This window comes from Paraglaciecola marina (assembly GCF_004360155.1).
Classification (GTDB): Bacteria; Pseudomonadota; Gammaproteobacteria; order Enterobacterales; family Alteromonadaceae; genus Paraglaciecola; species Paraglaciecola marina.
Window position 1 is genome coordinate 1 of sequence record NZ_ML178730.1, and the last position, 17381, is coordinate 17381.

Annotated in this window: 14 protein-coding genes and 1 rRNA gene; 9 read left to right on the top strand and 6 right to left on the bottom strand. The window is 38.6% G+C overall.

Annotation, left to right across the window (positions count from 1 at the left end):
• Window positions 1-213: 213 nt before the first annotated feature.
• The 5 genes from rrf (at window position 214) to EOK74_RS05860 (ending at window position 4618) form a co-directional block, all read left to right on the top strand.
• Window positions 214-328 (top strand): 5S ribosomal RNA (rrf, locus tag EOK74_RS05840).
• Window positions 329-690: 362 nt separating this feature from the next.
• Window positions 691-1044, top strand: a complete 354-nt coding sequence (locus EOK74_RS05845) for a hypothetical protein (protein ID WP_133468996.1) — start codon at window positions 691-693, stop codon at window positions 1042-1044.
• Window positions 1045-1109: 65 nt separating this feature from the next.
• Window positions 1110-1799, top strand: a complete 690-nt coding sequence (locus tag EOK74_RS05850) for a YjbF family lipoprotein (protein ID WP_133468997.1) — start codon at window positions 1110-1112, stop codon at window positions 1797-1799.
• A gap of 2 nt (window positions 1800-1801) precedes the next feature.
• Window positions 1802-2518: a capsule biosynthesis GfcC family protein gene (locus tag EOK74_RS05855; protein ID WP_133468998.1), complete on the top strand. Its 717-nt coding sequence runs from the start codon at window positions 1802-1804 to the stop codon at window positions 2516-2518.
• Complete coding sequence (locus EOK74_RS05860; protein WP_133468999.1) at window positions 2519-4618, top strand: YjbH domain-containing protein; 2100 nt, start codon at window positions 2519-2521, stop codon at window positions 4616-4618.
• Between the two features lie 10 nt (window positions 4619-4628).
• On the opposite strand, the gene EOK74_RS05865 is transcribed toward EOK74_RS05860, so the two are convergent.
• Both EOK74_RS05865 and EOK74_RS05870 read right to left on the bottom strand, forming a co-directional pair.
• The gene (locus EOK74_RS05865) at window positions 4629-5639 is read right to left on the bottom strand and encodes an AraC family transcriptional regulator ligand-binding domain-containing protein (protein ID WP_133469000.1); all 1011 of its coding nucleotides are present in this window, start codon (window positions 5637-5639) and stop codon (window positions 4629-4631) included.
• A gap of 1 nt (window position 5640) precedes the next feature.
• Window positions 5641-6561, bottom strand: a complete 921-nt coding sequence (locus EOK74_RS05870; RefSeq protein WP_133469001.1) for a GGDEF domain-containing protein — start codon at window positions 6559-6561, stop codon at window positions 5641-5643.
• Window positions 6562-6881: 320 nt separating this feature from the next.
• On the opposite strand from EOK74_RS05870, the gene EOK74_RS05875 reads away from it, so the two are divergent.
• The 3 genes from EOK74_RS05875 (at window position 6882) to EOK74_RS05885 (ending at window position 12155) form a co-directional block, all read left to right on the top strand.
• A complete protein-coding gene (locus EOK74_RS05875; RefSeq protein WP_133469002.1) occupies window positions 6882-9563 on the top strand; it encodes a TonB-dependent receptor in 2682 nt (893 codons plus the stop codon).
• A 152-nt stretch (window positions 9564-9715) separates the two neighbouring features.
• Window positions 9716-11644 (top strand): phytase, encoded by a 1929-nt coding sequence (locus EOK74_RS05880; protein ID WP_133469003.1) that lies wholly within the window; start codon window positions 9716-9718, stop codon window positions 11642-11644.
• A 46-nt stretch (window positions 11645-11690) separates the two neighbouring features.
• Window positions 11691-12155, top strand: a complete 465-nt coding sequence (locus tag EOK74_RS05885) for an EVE domain-containing protein (protein WP_133469004.1) — start codon at window positions 11691-11693, stop codon at window positions 12153-12155.
• A 12-nt stretch (window positions 12156-12167) separates the two neighbouring features.
• On the opposite strand, the gene EOK74_RS05890 is transcribed toward EOK74_RS05885, so the two are convergent.
• The 4 genes from EOK74_RS05890 to EOK74_RS05905 form a co-directional block, all read right to left on the bottom strand.
• Window positions 12168-12659 carry a hypothetical protein gene (locus EOK74_RS05890; protein WP_133469005.1) on the bottom strand — a complete coding sequence of 164 codons (492 nt, stop codon included), beginning with the start codon at window positions 12657-12659 and terminating at the stop codon, window positions 12168-12170.
• Window positions 12660-12694: 35 nt separating this feature from the next.
• Window positions 12695-14434 carry a DUF885 domain-containing protein gene (locus EOK74_RS05895; RefSeq protein ID WP_133469006.1) on the bottom strand — a complete coding sequence of 580 codons (1740 nt, stop codon included), beginning with the start codon at window positions 14432-14434 and terminating at the stop codon, window positions 12695-12697.
• Window positions 14435-14507: 73 nt separating this feature from the next.
• Window positions 14508-14831, bottom strand: coding sequence for a DUF1820 family protein (locus EOK74_RS05900; protein WP_133469007.1), 324 nt, complete (start codon window positions 14829-14831; stop codon window positions 14508-14510).
• Between the two features lie 93 nt (window positions 14832-14924).
• Entirely contained in the window at window positions 14925-15500 is a 576-nt protein-coding gene (locus tag EOK74_RS05905) for a TetR/AcrR family transcriptional regulator (protein ID WP_133469008.1), read from the bottom strand.
• A 121-nt stretch (window positions 15501-15621) separates the two neighbouring features.
• On the opposite strand from EOK74_RS05905, the gene EOK74_RS05910 reads away from it, so the two are divergent.
• Window positions 15622-17286 carry a M28 family metallopeptidase gene (locus EOK74_RS05910; protein WP_133469009.1) on the top strand — a complete coding sequence of 555 codons (1665 nt, stop codon included), beginning with the start codon at window positions 15622-15624 and terminating at the stop codon, window positions 17284-17286.
• The last annotated feature ends 95 nt before the right edge of the window (window positions 17287-17381 follow it).

Genomic DNA, 17381 nt, shown 5'->3' on the forward strand with positions numbered 1-17381 from the left:
TGTGAGTGACAAGTAACACCATAGAAAATAGAGTAAGACTAGGACAACTTAGCCTCGATTATTTGCTCAACAAGAAGAGCATCAGCTTTTACATATTAAAGATAAGCACTGATGAAACAAGCAAGCCACAAGGCTGTACTTGGTTCCTCATTGCGTTAATTCATCACATCGCTGACGCGCTGTGAGCAAGTGAATTAACACGACAAGTTTTTGTCTGGCGGCCATAGCGATGCGGTCCCACCTGATCCCATTCCGAACTCAGAAGTGAAACGCATTAGCGGCGATGGTAGTTTGGGGTTTCCCCATGCGAGAGTAGCACACTGCCAGANATTAGAAACACTGTCATCACATGTTAAGTGGAAAGAGGTGGCGTTATACTTAATGAGCAGCAAGTTGGCCTATCTTTGGGTCATCATTCATGTTGCGGACTCTTTGATACTGTAGCATTTTGGCTTCTAATCAAAGGTTAATGGAAAACTTAGTTTTATGATTCTTTGTTACTAGCTTGTTATGTATTTGAGTGCTTATGTATATGTTTATAATGATATTAAATTGAACAGGTTGATAATATACGTTTTAGTACTTTACCTAGCATTAGTAGGACGATTAATTATTTATTATTTGATTGTGCTTTACGATCGGATCAATTAGTATCCAACATAGATATCATAATTCATAAAGGAATTTATAATGAAAAAACTATTAATTACTCTAGTGGCAGCTGCGTCATTAGTATCAGTAAATGTTAATGCCCAAGAAAAAGCTGGCGGTACTACAGCGACTGGTTCAACTATTGGTGGTGTAGCTGCTAGTACAGTCGCAGCCGGTGCAGCGGCTGCTGCAATTGCAGCTGCTTTAGTAGCTAATTCTAGTGGAACTGCAGATCCGATAGATCCAATAGAGCCAGAAGCAACTTGTAGTAGTACTGATGAGTTAGCAGATGGTGTGTGTATCGGTACTACTGTAACTGTGACCCAAACAGGTACTATGGGAGCGACAATAACCGTTCCTGTAACATTTACATATGCTCCAACGTATCAATAAGTTTCTTTTTTAGCAAAAGCCGCCTTTTGGCGGCTTTTTTTGTGTCTATTTTTTAGGGTGGCTGCGTGGCTTTTTATAGAACAACAATTTTATTTCTAAGTCTGATGGTATTAGTGGGATGTTCTTCGACACATCGAGCTTATTTAGAAACTATTAAGCTCGCTTTTCAAACCAGTGCTGATCCGGTTCTTACACTGTCGGAAATACAGAACTCAGCCATTGATTTGCTCTATGTTAGTCTGAAGGATAAACCAAGAGCTGTGCTGGCACTTGCATATATTGAAAACTCCCAATATAAATGGGTTAGTGGCGATAATGCCATGTTAGTTGAGCAAGGTGGCAGGATAGTAAAAACGGTTGGTACTATAGATAACTTTTTTTATGTAACTAACATTGAAAATGACCCGTTAGCTATTCCTAAAAATGTCAATTCCACCCTATATTGGAACCGTTCCGTAGACTACGATAACGGCTTAAGTGCCTTTGTAGAGTCTAAATTTGAATGGGTAATCAATTCTGAACTTATCATTGACGGTAATCATGCTAAGGCTAATATGTTAAAGGAAGTTGTGACTTTTCATCAAGTTAATAAACAAACTAATACTTGGATAAATTACTTTTGGTTTGATACAGAGACTGAACAACTATTAAAAAGCGAACAACAACTTACACCAAACTCGGATAGATATGAGCTTACCTATATAAGTCGTATAGCGCGTTTACCCTTGGCAACTGTTTTGAGCGTTGGGGATTAAGTATGAGGGTATTTTTATTTATTTGTGTCTTAGGCTGGAGCAGTTTTAGTGCTGCTTCGGTTAAAATTACGATTAATGATACTGTATTTGATTATGAAGGAAATCCAAAGCTATCTGAAGTCTTAGAGCCAATCGCTTTAGAGCGTTCATGGTATTGGCAATCATCTGCTTTATTTCGGGTAGGTGATAGTACTATTGATAAAGAAAGATCATTCATAATAGAGGAGCTTTTAGCGCTTACTAGTTCTTTAGACGATGTTAAAGTTATCCGTCAACTAGTAGCAAGCCTTGAAAGTTGGAATTTAGCTAGAAGGCTTGCTATTCCAATAGATTTTGATTTAGCTAGGGTGCAACCTAAATTTAACCCTAAGTTTGAAGACGGTGAATATCTATTACTATTAAAGGAGAGGGTGGAAACTGTATCTATTATTGGGTTGGTTAATGAATCTACTGTCATTGAATATAAAGGTAATGTTGCTGCAATGGAGTATTTGTCCGACATAAAAGCAACTGATCTTTCAGATAAAAGTTTAATTTATATCGTTCAAGGTAATGGTGAAGTAAAAAAGTCTGGCGTAGCCTATTGGAATAATAGTTATGATCATGTCATGGCAGGTAGTCAAATATATATTCCTTTCACTGAGTCTCAATTTTCTAAGAAGATGGACATTTTAAATATGAAAATTGCTAAGCTAGCTACGAATAGGATTATTAAATAAATGAAAACCTGCTCCACGCTAAACAGGGTTACCTTTTTTATTGCTTTAATATCTATTCATATTCATGGTAATACACAAGAGAGTAACGCTGTAGCTCCTTCGCAAATGGTTCAAGGCGGCGTTGGATTATGGCAAACTCCAACGGCAAGAATGATGCGTGAAGGCTCTCAAACTGTTAATTATACCGATAATAACGAATACCGATTTTGGTCAAGTAGTTTACAGTTGTTTCCTTGGATGGAGGCAACTGTAAGGTATACAGATGTAAGAACACAACTATACAGTAATGTAGCCAGTTTTAGCGGTGATCAAACCTTAAAAGACAAAGGTATTGACGTAAAATTTAGACTATTAGAAGAAGATTATTACTTACCACAAGTGGCTATGGGTTTTCGTGATTTTGGGGGGACAGGTTTTTTTGAAAGTGAATTTGTAAGCCTCAGCAAGAGAGTAGGGCCATTAGATGTTCATCTGGGTTTCGGATGGGGGTATCTAGGAGCAGGTGGAAATATTCGTAACCCTCTTTGCGAGGTTGCAGATAGTTACTGCGAAAGGCCTGGTGGTTTTTCTGGAAGTGGTGGAAAAATAGAGTTTGGTCATTTTTTTAAGGGGCCTGCATCTATATTCGGCGGTATTGAATATCAAACTCCTATCGATAAGCTAAGAGTTAAGCTTGAATACGAAGGGAATGACTATGTTAATGACCGTGCAGGTGAGCTTGAGCAAAACTCTCCATGGAACTTGGGTTTAGTTTATGAATGGAATGACTTTGACTTTAATCTTAATTATCAAAGGGGAAATACAGTTGGCTTTGGTGTAACGTACAAATTAAATCTGCACACGGCGAAACAAGTAAAGTTTGATAAGCCTCCCCGCTCAATTGAGGGGGTAACCCCTGCTGCAGATATGAAAAGCCTTAACAGGAAACGCCTATATAGAGACTTATATTTACAAGGCAGCTTTTTAATTAATTATAGCCACCAACTTGATGATGAGATGACAATCTATGGCTACCAGTTTGCCTATAGAGATAATGACGAAGCAATTGAAAGAGTTGGGCGCATATTAGCTTCAGAGCTTCCTGAGTCTATTAAAACCTATAAAATAGTAAATAACGCCGCCTTGTTACCCATGGTTGAGACTGAAATTGATGCCGATGCGTTTAAAAGTGCTGCTCGATACGAAGCATTGGAACCTGATTTAACAGCATCTTATCAGCGCCAAGAGCCTTCTGCAGAAACCTTAGCGAATTACAAAGCTAATAATACATCTGGTTTGTTTCATTCCGTAAATAGTTTCTGGATCCAAACATTTGGCGGTCCAGAGTCTTTTTACCTTTATCAAGGGGGCGCAATTTTAAGCGGTGGGTATGCCTTTAATCAGAACTTTTCTATATCAGGGGGAGTGAAAGCAACCTTAATTGAAAACTTTGATAAGTTTAACTTCACCACTGATAGACAAGACTCAAGCTTACCGCGAGTCAGAACCCAAGTTAGGGAATATGTTACTCGAAGTAAAGTGACTCTGGAAACCGCGTTTCTACATTGGTCTGATAGAATCGCCCCTAATTTGTTTGCTCAAGCGTACGGTGGCTATTTAGAAACTATGTTTGGTGGAGTAGGCACTGAATTATTCTACAGCCCAGTTGACAGTAATTTATCATTTGGAATTGATTTGAACTATGTGCAGCAAAGATCTTATGAAAATGATTTCGATTTCTTTGACTATAAAGCATTTACCGGACACGCAAGTGTGTATTGGCGTCCGGACTTTTTACCCGATACCCAAATTGTTGTAAGTGCGGGACAATTTTTAGCCAAAGACAAAGGTGTAAATATTGATTTTGCTAAGCGTTTTGATAGCGGAATTATTGTTGGAGCCTATGCAGCAATTACCAATGTCTCAGCAGAGGAATACGGTGAAGGAAGCTTTACAAAAGGGTTTTATATCTCAATTCCCTTTGACTTATTTGTATTAAAGCCGGCTAAAGGGAGAGGAAAAATTCCATGGGTGCCGATAGGACGAGATGGTGGTCAGATGCTTCAAAAACCAGTGAATTTAATCGATCTCAATCAGTATAGATCGCCATTTTACGACTAAGCCGAGAGCCTTAAGTTAATCTCAGTTGGCTGGGTGTTTGCCCAGTCCAGCGTTTTACGGCTCTCCTGAAGTTAGGGATATCATTAAATTGCATTAAGCTTGCAGATTCTTCATTAGACAAGTGCTGCATTTGCAATAGGAATGTAGCATATTGTTTACCAAGCTCGTCTTGAATCTGTTGAAAGGTTTTACCATGTAGCGACAACTTACGCTTAAAGGTTGCAGGGCTCATTGAGAATACTGCCGCCGCTTGCTTTAAGCTGAGTTGTCTATTTTTCATCAATAACTTACGTACCTGTTCTAAAAAACCTAGTTTTGGAATACTACTCATTTTTGCCTGCTTTAATGAATACCACTTTAAGCTATCACTTCTGTGCGTACATTTTGTGTGTAACCACTTTCTATCGAAGCTGATACTAAAAATTGGTTGCGAAAACGCTAATTTGTAACCAAGATTTTCTTCATATTCTTGTATGTGTTTTGGTCTTTGAAAAGGAAAGCTAAAATTAAATGGAATGCGCCTTTCATATAATAATTTACTGGTTGATACTAAAGCGGAACAGTAAACTTCTATAAAAAACTGTAATAAGGTCGGATCCCCAAAAGAGTCTTTTATTAAAAGGTACTGCTTGTCTATAGATGAATAAGCATTGCCTTCTAAAAACGGACATATCTGATTTCTCAATATTGATAATAATCGTAAGGCTTCCCCAAAGTCTTTGGAATACATTAAGGCGTTTGATACTGCACCGTAATTACCTGGGAATAATCGCCTCCCAAGCTGAAATGAACAATCATTCCCAGGGGTCAATGCATTGGCATTGTGAGTTAATTGTAATAGCTGTTGAGGACTTAGCATTTTATCTGATTTAAAGTCTTCTTGAAAAATACGTGTTCCACGTAACAACTTGTGCTTGTTTACGTTTCTTGAAGTAACTAGATCAAACAAGCTTGCTGCGTATTGATGAGCAGGAAGCAATTTATCTTCAATATTTATGGTTTTGCTGTTATTTAGTTTCATTCTAAATAGCCATGGCACTAATTGACTGTTTACTTAAATCTAAACGTCTATTTACTCTGGATAATATCGCTTCTGCTATTTTATCTTCCATCGAAGCCGTTTCTGCAACATAAGTAAGAGAGTGGTAAACAGCATTGTTGCCACGACTAGGTTTATAAGCTAGGTGCACAATTGCCTTGCGAATTTGTTCTGCTATTTCTTCAGCGACAACCCTATCTGTATTTGGTAATAGTAAAATAAAGCGGTCTCCAGCGTAACGACATACTAAATCGAGAGAGCGTAAATTCATTAGAATTAGCTCAGATACCTCTCTGAGTAATCGATCTCCCTCATCATGTCCGTATTGACGGTTAAAGCTGTCAAAGCTATCTATATCTAGCATCACAACTGAAAAAGTAGGATTGCCTGAGTGTTTTAACTGGTCGTTAATCTGTTCACGCATATAGTCGGCGTCATACAACTTTGTAATAAAATCAACCTGATCGTGCTGCCTAAGGTTTAATTCGCGCCTTTGAAGTTGCTGATTGACGATTAATAACTCTTGGTGCCACTGGAATAACGCATAACTCATTATGACCATGCCGAATGCTGCAGGAATAGACTCGAACATATTTAGGTAGGCAGCCCTGTTGTCATAGTGCATCCACTCGTCGAATAAATCTAAGCAGGCCGAAAATAAAAACAAACTTAGACCTATCACCAATGCTGAGGTCACTTTGCCAGGAGGGCGACTGACTAATACAAATAAGACCCATATTGCTGACAATATAACTAGGCTACCTTCACCCAATATATCCAACCAAGAGATGTCGCCCAATATTTTTGATGAGCCTAGTCCAAAGCTCAAACTAATGGGTAAAAATAAACAACCAAAAAATATCGAACAAAGTGTTGAGTGACGTGTAAATAAAGAAAAATTCATAATTATATGTTCCAGTAAAAAATAGACACTGGTATTCAAGAAGCCAAGTTAAGGGTCACATTAGCTCAACAAGATGACAAAGAGATGAAGTTAAATGAGGTAGGTTGGCCTAGAAATTCATTAACCCTCCTAAAATTGCGGCCTTAGAGGGAGGTCATATTGGCTCAGTCTGTTTTAAAAAGCAGACCTACAGAACTAAATTGGGGATGTTGGGCATAAACAATCCGCTTTTATTCATAAAAATGTCATAGAGCTTCTTTAGGTTGTGCGGCAACAGAGTTAACCCATTCTTACGTTACAGGTTGCAGCGAGACACTATTATGAAATTTATTAAATCCACTTTAGCTATAGCATGTATGGCTGCTTCTTGTTGTGCGGTTGCAGCAGGCAGCATACAAGGCGTTATAATTGACAGTAGTAAAACAAGTTACTTTGAAGGTGCTCAAATTCAGATTAAAGAATTAGGGTTGGGTACTGTTTCTCGTAGAGATGGTTCATTTAGATTTAAGAATGTAAATGAAGGAGATTACACTTTAGTCATTACTTACTTGGGCGCACCTAAGCAAGAGATGGCTATTACTATAATCGATGGTGAAATTATTCAGCCAGAAGTCATACTGGATACAAATGGTGAATCGTTAGAAAAAGTGATTGTTTATGGACAGCGAGCAGGGAAAGCAAGCGCTCTTAATCAACAGCGTGTTGCAGATAGCATTAAGTCAATTGTTTCAGCTGATGCTATTGGTCAGTTTCCAGATCAAAATGCTGCAGAGGCTTTACAAAGGTTACCCGGTCTATCGATTGAGCGTGACCAAGGTGAAGGTCGGTTTGTGGGTATTCGAGGAATCGATCCTAACCTAAATAATGTCACTATTAACGGCTTAAACGTTCCATCGCCAGAGGGGGGCGTTCGTTCCGTTGCTCTTGATGTTATCCCGTCTGAGCTTATTCAAGCATTAGAAGTATCTAAGTCTGTTACTTCAGATATGGATGCAGATGCTATTGGTGGTTCTATTGAAGTTAAAAGCCTAAGCGCGTTTGACAAAAAAGGCACAACAGCAAGTGTGACTGTACAAGCTAGTCAAAATCAATTGAGAGGTGAAACCAGCCCAAGAGTATCGGGCAGCGTTACCACTATGCTGAGTGATAAAGTAGGTATTGCGGCTGCTTTATCTTACTTCGATCGTAGTTTTGGTTCAGATAATGTTGAGTCCAATGGTGATGATGAAATAGAGCAACGTTATTACAGTATCGATCGAGAACGCATTGGTGCGGCAGTGAATCTAGATTTTCGCCCAGACATGAACAGTCAGTACTATATGCGTTCTTTATATAGCCGATTTGCAGACAATGAGCTTCGTTTAGCCAATACGTTCACCTTTGATGGCGATGACTCAGAAGTTGAAAGGGGCAGTAAAGATCGTGAAGAAACTCAAAGTATCCTATCTATAACCGCAGGAGCTGAATATCAATTAGACGATTGGTTAGTAGAATATCAAGTCGGTTATTCTAAAGCAGACGAAGATGAGCCAGATGCCCTATATTACACTTTTGTAGGGGAAGAGATGAGTATTAACTCGGATTTTGTCGGACCAATACCTTCCATTACTCAAGATGCTTCTGTTATGGACTTAGGTAACTACGAATTAGATGAGGTGAGCTTTGAAAAGAATAATGCAGAAGATACTGAGGCATCTATAAAAGCTGACTTTACCCGTTTTTTAGAGTGGCAAAACAATCAAATTGAACTCAAGTTTGGAGGTAAGTATCGTAATCGAGAGAAGCAAGCTAACGCAGATATCATTATATACGACGGTGATTTTGACGATCTGGACTCTAGTTCGTTTGCAGCTGCAACGCCTGATTGGGGCTTAGGTGACTTTGGGCCAGGATTAGCCCGCTCATTTATGCGCGAATATTACGGACAACAAGCAGATGCATTAGAAGTTGCTGAACTTGATTCTGAGGTTGAATCTAATGGTGCTTCATATAATACCCAAGAAGATATTTTCGCTTTATATCTAATGGGCAAAATTGATTTAGATAAGCTACGGATCGTAGCGGGGCTAAGGTATGAAGATACAGACTTTAGCACCTCTGGAATGCGCGTTGAGTTGATAGAAAACGAAGAAACAGATGTAGAAGAGGTGGTGAATAATCTATGGGAAAGCGATAAAAATTATTCGTACTTGTTACCGAGTGTAAACCTTCGCTACGAATTTAATGACAAGCTAATTGGTCGAGCAGCGTTCACTCAAACTATATCTAGGCCAAAATTTGAAGATTCTGCCGCATTTCAGATTATAGAATCTAAGACTGAAGAGGATGACGGAGAATTCGTTACTGAGCGTGAAGCTGAAGTGGGCAACCCAGATCTTGAACCCTACGAAGCCGACAATATTGACCTAGCTTTAGAGTATTACCCAGGTGATATTGGCGTTCTATCAGCGGGTTATTTTTACAAGAACATTGATAACTTTATTATTGTCACTGATGTAGCGGGTACTGAAGGTTGGGAAGGTTTTGAAGAAGTGATGCAACCTATCAATGGTGAATCTGCTAACGTTAGTGGTGTTGAATTATCTTGGGTGAAAGGGTTCAATAACGGTTTGTTGTTAAGCGCTAATGGTACTTTTTCTAGCTCAGATGCGGTGACCTTTTTAGATGGGGAACGTTACGAGACTTCTCTGCCCAATCAATCTGACCGTATTGGGAACTTCACTATAGGTTACGAAAGTGAGCAAATGAGTGTTCGTTTAAGTATGACTTATAAGAGTGAAAACCTAGAAGAAATCGATGGCGACTTAATTAGAATGGAAGACAAACATCAGCAAATGGACTTTATGGGTAAGTACTTTATCAATCAAAACATGCATGTGTATTTTAATGCTATTAACCTTACCGATGAGCCTTTTTATAATTACTTTGATGAGCGCAGCGTTAATGCTCAATATGAAGAGTATGGACGTACGTTTGAGTTAGGTTTCAATTGGAAATTGTAATAACTCAATCGATAGGGCGATAAATTTTGCTATTTATAATACGCGCTTTAAGTGGCGCGTATTTTCTAAATTACTGTGAGCATCATGACAACTAAGTTTATGAATGCTTCAAATAAGGTGCTGTATTAATACAGTATTATTAAAGATTCATTATGAAATATTTTATATGTTTAACCCTTGCAGTGCTTGTTAGCGCCTGCCAATCACCTGCAATCGACGCGTTGTCGGTACCTTTAAATACACTTCATCAAAATAGTGATATTGCTGGCAAAGTCGCCAAACCGATTCGTCATAAAGGGCAAGACTATTGGTTGCTAACCAGTGAAAAATTAGGTGTGCTACTGACAGACCAAAATGGTAAAAAACTTAGCAGTACTGATGGCAATATTGAACTTTTAGATTGGCGTGACAATATTCAGCTAAATGGTGAAACCTTTGGGTTAATAGCTGCACTGGATAGCAATTTAGGACAAGTGCTAATTATTAAACTGGATTGGCAAACACTCGAATTGTCAGAAATAACAAGGCTTCCCAAAACGTCAGCCCAAATTGAAAGCCTATGTTGGTATTTAATGCCCCAAGGGCACCTCTCATTATTTACTGCCGACACGTTAGGAGAAGTTGCCCAGCGAACAGTTGTGGATGGCTCTCAACAGCAGCTTACCGACCTATTGATACAAACTTTTATAGGAACGCCGCAAACTAAGTCATGTGTGGTTGACGATACATTAGGTTACTTATATTTAGCGGAGGAGAATATTGGCGTATGGCGCTATCTAGCTAGCCACGAGTCAGAATTATCCCGGGAGTTAGTGATAGCAACTGACCCAAATGGTCCTGTTATGGGTGAAATCACCCATCTAGATATTTTACCGTCAGGAGAATTGCTGGTTACTGCGCCAGAACAAAAAGGCGTATGGATAGTTGATACCCAAAATAACAATCAAGCACAGTTTGTCATTCTTGAGGGAAGCCATAAACCGGAAAGTGTTAGTGCGGTTATGCAACAACAGTCTATCAGGCTTGGAGTGTTTGATGATGAAACAGGCCAATACAACGCAAGTGCATTAAATAGAGATAGTAAGCCTTTGCAGACAACGACCTCTAGTATGCAAGCTGTGACAGCATATGCTGAAACTACACCTGTAAATGCTTATGGGGATGCTGCTGATGATCCTGCAATTTGGATAAATTTTGCAGACAGTGGCAATAGTCGCGTATTAGGGACCAATAAAAAACAAGGCTTGTTGCAATATGATTTACAAGGCCAGTTGTTAAAAGAGTTTAATGTTGGTCGTGTTAACAATGTGGATGTTAGATACGGAATGAAATTCAACGGAAAACGAATGGATATTGCAACAGCTAGTAACCGCAGTACAAAAAGTATTAGCGTGTTTACTATTGAACCTAAAACAGGAGAGCTTGCCTTCCTTTCAGATATCAAAACAGATATTGATGACGTATATGGCCTATGTATGTATCAGAATGCTGAGCAATACTACGTGTTTATAAATGGTACTGATGGGCACTATCAGCAATATCTCTTGAAGCCCAATGGGGATGACATTTCTGGACTGCTTGTAAGAGAGTTTTCAGCTCCAAGCCAGCCGGAAGGTTGTGTGGTCGATGACCAAAATCAACAGCTGTATTATGGCGAAGAAGCCGTTGGCGTGTGGCAGGTTTCTGCTGAGCCTATTGACGCAACAAGTGAATTAATTATTAAAACTAACGATATCTTCGTGGCTGATGTAGAGGGACTTAGTATTTATCGCTATAAAGGCCAAAGATTTTTGATTGCATCTAGCCAGGGGAATGATAGTTATGGCGTGTTTGCCTTAGATGATAAAAACAAACACCTAGGCAGTTTTAAAATTGATATGGATATTACCACTAGGGTAGATGGCGCCTCAGAAACCGATGGTTTGGCTGTTACTTCTTACCCACTGGGAGCACAGTTGCCCCAAGGTTTATTAGTGGTGCAAGATGGTCGTAATCGTTTACCTACGGCTCCACAAAACTTTAAGCTGGTGGATGGTCTGCAACTTCAGGGGCTGTTACAAAGTTGGCTTGAAAAGCTCTAGTTTAAAGGCTAATGTTTTCCCTTTAAAATGTTGAAGGGGTAGGTTTGTGCAATATTGGTTATTTAAAACAGAGCCTGATGCTTTCAGTATTGATGATTTAAAAAACAAACCTACCCAAATTGAGCATTGGGATGGCATTAGAAATTACCAAGCCCGTAATTTTTTACGTGATCAGGTAAAGTCTGGTGATCTTGTTTTTATCTATCATTCCAGTTGTAAAAATGTCGGCATAGTTGGGGTAGCTGAGGTTGTGAAAGAAGGCTACCCTGACCACACTCAGTTTGATCCTGAAAGTAAGTATTATGACCCTAAATCTCCGCCAGAAAATCCTAGATGGGTGATGGTAGACATTAAATTTAAGCAAAAATTTTCTGAGATTTTATCTTTAAAACAAATTAAAGCTATGGATGATATTGCTGAAATAGGGTTAGTAAAAAAAGGTCATCGTTTATCAATAATGCCAGTACAAAAACAGGAGTTTGAGCTGCTGTTGTTGCGTTGTCAGGGCTAGATGGTTAATTGCTTAAGTCTCTTGGGGAGAGGCTACTTTCGCCTTATCTGAAGTCAAGTTTTGACAGGCGGTTACAAAGCCTTCCACTGTATTTTGACACCAAGGTATACGTGTTTCTGATTGTTGCTTAGCGATAAACTGACGTATATCTTCTATTGTTAAATCGTTTCCCTTAAGTGCTTTTGCAATTGCAATTTCTACCGTTTCACCATCTTGACTGCACTGCAAAATAACGTATTTAAAATTCTCTAATATAAAGTGAACTATTTCAAAATCTGCTTGCTTAATTAAACCATGGCTTTGCAAAGAGTTTAATTTTGTTTGCAAACTCTGCTGTAGATGAGATGACATTGTATTTACTATACTCAATGAGTGTTTGTTTTGTAATTGCAGGGTTTTATGGGCATGTTGAGTCTGCTTTACTTCTTGTTGAATATTTTGATTACGGGTAACAATGAATACCAACAGTAAAATTAGAAAACCAATTACACCTAAAGCGACCATGTACCACTCCATAAAATAAAGATTAATTTGTTGATTTATTGTTGCTCGATAAATTGTTGAATGTTTTTTTCTAAAACTGATAAAGGAATGGAACCGTGCTCTAACACTGCATCGTGAAAATCTCTGAGGTTAAATTTTTCACCAAGCTGTATTTCTGCTTGTTCACGCAGTCTCTTTATTGTTAATTCCCCAATCTTATAGGATAGAGCCTGTGCTGGCCAAGAAATATAACGGTCGATTTCTGTCTTCACATTGTGCTCAGAGAGCGCCGTATTTTTTAACATATAATCAATAGCTTGTTGTCTCGTCCAACCTTTAAGGTGCATTCCTGTATCAACCACCAATCGACAAGCTCTCCACATTTCATAACTTAACCTGCCAAATTCATCATAGAGGTTTTCATACATACCTATCTCTTTCCCCAAAAATTCTGAATAGAGGCCCCAGCCTTCACCAAAGGCTGATATGTAGGTATATCGTCTGACTTCTGGTAAGTCGTTCATCTCTTGCGCTAGTGATATTTGTAAATGATGGCCTGGTACCGCCTCATGTAAGGTTAACGCTGTCAAAGCGTATAAGGGGCGTTTATCCAATGCGTAGGTATTCACCCAATAATAACCTGGCTGATTGTCTCGAGAAGGAGATATATAACGACCTGTCGTGTACTTTGGTGCAATGTTTTCAGGTACGGATTGTACGCCGTATGGGGTACGGGGCAACGTTCTGAATAACTGAGGTAGCTTAGCGTCTACCTTTTTTGCAATGTATGCAGCTTCTTTAAGTAATTCCTCTGCTGTTCTCGCATAAAATTTAGGTTCGGTTCTTAAATATTTTATAAATTGATTAATGTCACCATCAAACTTTAGTTCATCAACTACTTTTTGCATTTCACGGCGAATACGCTGTACCTCACTTATGCCAAGTTGGTGGATCTCTTCTACTGGCATACTGGTTGTGGTGTAGTAATTGCTGCGGTTTTGGTAATACTCTTGGCCTTTGGGCCAAGTAGCTGCGGCAATATCGCTTTTACTTTTTGGCAAATATTCAGATGTTAAAAAATCATAAAAAGTCTGATACGCACCATAAACGTGTTCATTTATAATGGTTTTAGCTCTTTTTATTACCGCTTCTTTATCTGTACCTGAAAGAGAATTCTCTATTTCTAAAAATGGCCCGTAAAATACACTTGCTTCGGGCTCATCATGAATAAATGCTTGCACTGAGCTGTCAAAACCCTCTAAAACAGCTTTAGGCTGCACAAAACCGGTGTCTATGCCTTTTCTCATCCATTTAATTTGTTGTTTAAAATACTCGGGAAATTGCTCAAGCCTAGTTAGATAATTATCGTAATCGAGTTTACTATCGAAGCGACTTGTTCTAGGTAAAAATGCTAAGCCGCTATGGAAGCTAGACTCAGAGGTGAGTGGCATATAATGAGCATTGAACTGATACTGATCGATATAATTTTGTAAGCGGTACTTTTGCATTAATAACGTTATTTGTTCGGTTTGATTTAGCTGTGATTGATCAATTTTTAACAAGTCGGCCATAAACAAGCGATATTGTTTATTTTGAGCCGCTAAAGCTGCAGGAGATATATCAGATAATTTGTCGTCATAAGTATGCACACCTTGGCGAGTGGCTCTTATAGGTGAGACAGATAGCTCATATTGCCAAATCTTATCAATGAGTGGAGTTAGCTGCTTGTCTGCATAAGCGTTAAAAGTGTACAGGTTGCAAGCTAGTAAGATATAAAACACAGAAAAGCTTTTCATTAAGCTACCTTTTTTATTTTTTACCTAGCATAAAGGTATTACTTGAATATTTAAATCTTGCGACAAATAACTATTATGATTTGGGTGTATAGATAGGGTTAGGAAAAGCGGTAACCTTGTCTGATAGCTGGGTAATTTTTGATATGCCTTGTTTTTTGACTTCGTCAATACGTAAAATACTATGCATAGGAATGTACGTCTGTGTCACTTCTGCAAATTCATCTTTTAGCTTTTCATGGCTTGGGTCAACGACTAAACTAGTATGGGTATCCCAAACAAAGTCGCCAACTTCCACAAAGCCAAACATGCTACCTTGGCTAACTTCTCTTACATAAAGCTCGTATTTTTCGCCATTGCTTATAAATTGAACTCTAAATAAATGTGTATTTTTGGCCATAATTGTAACTACTATTGAAAGACTGATTTAGAAAAACTTGGCCTTTATCAATGGAGCTTGTTTGCGAAATTACAAGCTAAGATAATGGAAAATTTATTGCTTGATGGCCAAAGGTCCTAATAAAGCTTGGGTGGCTAATTGAAGTTCGTCTGTATCTCCTGCAAGTACAGCGTTTACAGCAAAACCTTGAACATAACTCGTTAGCTGCAATGCAGTGGATTCAATATTGATATGGGGCTGCACTTGCCCTAGGTTTTGGGCTTTTTCTAAACAACCAATAAAGGCTATTTGTAAACTATCTAGATAATGGCGACCAACCCCTCGTACTGTCTCGTCGTCAAAACCTAGCTCAGTAATACAATTTATCAGTAAGCAGCCTTTTCCCTTAACGTGCGAGACGTATTCAGTGAAAAAACTATTGATAGAATCTAGTCCTTGTTTTGACTCAAGGTTCTTCATTAACTCCTGTAAATACTTACTTTGATAATGACCTAATACTTTATATAGAAAAGCTTGTTTACTGCCAAATTCTAAATAAAATCCTCTACGATTGAACCCTGTTCTGAAAATAATTTCATCCATAATTGCACCGTGGTAGCCATGTTCTAAAAATATATCTATGGCCAAAGTGAGAACTAAATCTATATTATATTGCGGTTTACGAGGCATAAGTTGCTTTCTTTATAGAACAAGTATTCTTAGAAGGTTAGTTAAGTTTTTTTATGTGTCAAGCATGGTGCAACTTTCCCTCTTACATAAAATTAAAAAATATAGTCAATACTGAGGAAACATGAAATTAAAAAAAGTTTTAAGCTCTGCATTTTGTTTGCTGTTTATCTGCGGCTGTAGCCATGATGACGGCAACAAGCAGGCTACCAATACTAAAGCTGAGATCTCTTTGATTAATGCTGACAAAAATAGAATTAGGTCACATCTAACGTTTTTAGCCGATGATTTACTTAAAGGACGAGATACTGGCTCGGTGGGACACGAAATTGCATCCTTATATATCGCCTCTGAGTTTGAAAAGTATGGCTTGATGCCAGCAGGGGATAACGACATCTACATGCAACGCGTGCCTTTTGTGCAATCTACTATAGATCAAAACTCAATCCACTTGTCTCTTAGTTCAGTTACTAACACTCATAATTTATCTTACCCCAAAGAGTTTTTAACTCGAGCTAGTGTATTAAACGAAAATACTGAAATGGCTGGTAAGTTAATCTTTGTTGGCTATGGGATTATTGCTCCTGAGCTTGATCATAATGATTATGCAGGCTTAGATGTTGCTGGAAAAGTGGTCGTGGTTTTGTCTGGTAAACCAAAGTCCTTTCCAAGTGAGGAAGGGGCGCATTTTGGTTCAACAAGAGAAAAGCAGCGACATGCAGCCGAAAACGGTGCGGTTGGCTATATCACTATCAGTACACCAAGAGGTGAAAAAGTTAGGCCTTATCAAAATCTCTTAAACTATATACATACCCCTAGTGTAAGTTGGCTTGACGAAGATGGGATGGCAGCAAATGTATATCCAGAATTAAAAGGGAGCGCATATTTTAGTAAAGAAGCAGCAGAGCTCTTATTTGTAGGTACAGAAAAAAGCTTAGAAGATATTTATGTCATGTTGGAGCAAGACCAATCTCCAAAAGGTTTCGACATCCCACTTACTGTAAATATGACAGCAGAGTCGCAGCATAAAATTATTTCAAGTCCTAATGTGGTGGCAATATTAGAAGGTTCAGACCCCTTACTTAAAAAGGAGTATGTTGTTTACTCTGCCCATTCAGATCATATCGGCATAGCTAAAACCGTAAAGAAAGATAAAATTAACAATGGTGCTATGGATAACGCTACTGGTACATCTGTTCTATTAGAAACAGCTAGGCTATTTAGTGAGCTTGCTGACAAGCCTAAGCGGTCTATTTTATTTGTTGCTGTCACTGCTGAAGAGAAGGGGCTACTTGGGTCTGATTACTTTGCACAAAATCCCACTGTACCCCAGAGTAGTTTGGTGGCAAACGTGAATTTAGATATGCCAATTTTGACCTATGAGTTTGCTGACGTAATTGCATTTGGTGCTAACCATAGTGATATGCAGGAGTCAGTTACGATTGCAGCAGAGAAAATTGGCTTAACCTTGAGCCCAGATCCATGGCCCGACCAAGCCTTATTTACTCGTTCTGACCACTACAGTTTTGTAAAACAAGGTATTCCTTCAGTATTTTTAGTGCCTGGCTTAAAGTCAGTAGATCCTGAGGTTGATGGTAGTAAGCAATTTAATTTGTTTCTCAAGACTAATTATCACAAGCCGGGAGATGACCTAAATCAAACATTTAATTGGCAAGCTGCCACTAAATTTGCTGAGGTAAATTTTTATATTGGTATGACTTTAGCGAACCAATCACAGCGTTCAAGTTGGAATGTGGGAGACTTTTTTGGAGATAATTTCTCTAAATAATACGGATATCTAAGATAAAAAAGCGGTCATCAATATGGCCGCTTTTTAGTATTGTGTCTCATCCTGAAATACGTTGACATAAAGAGGACTTCTTT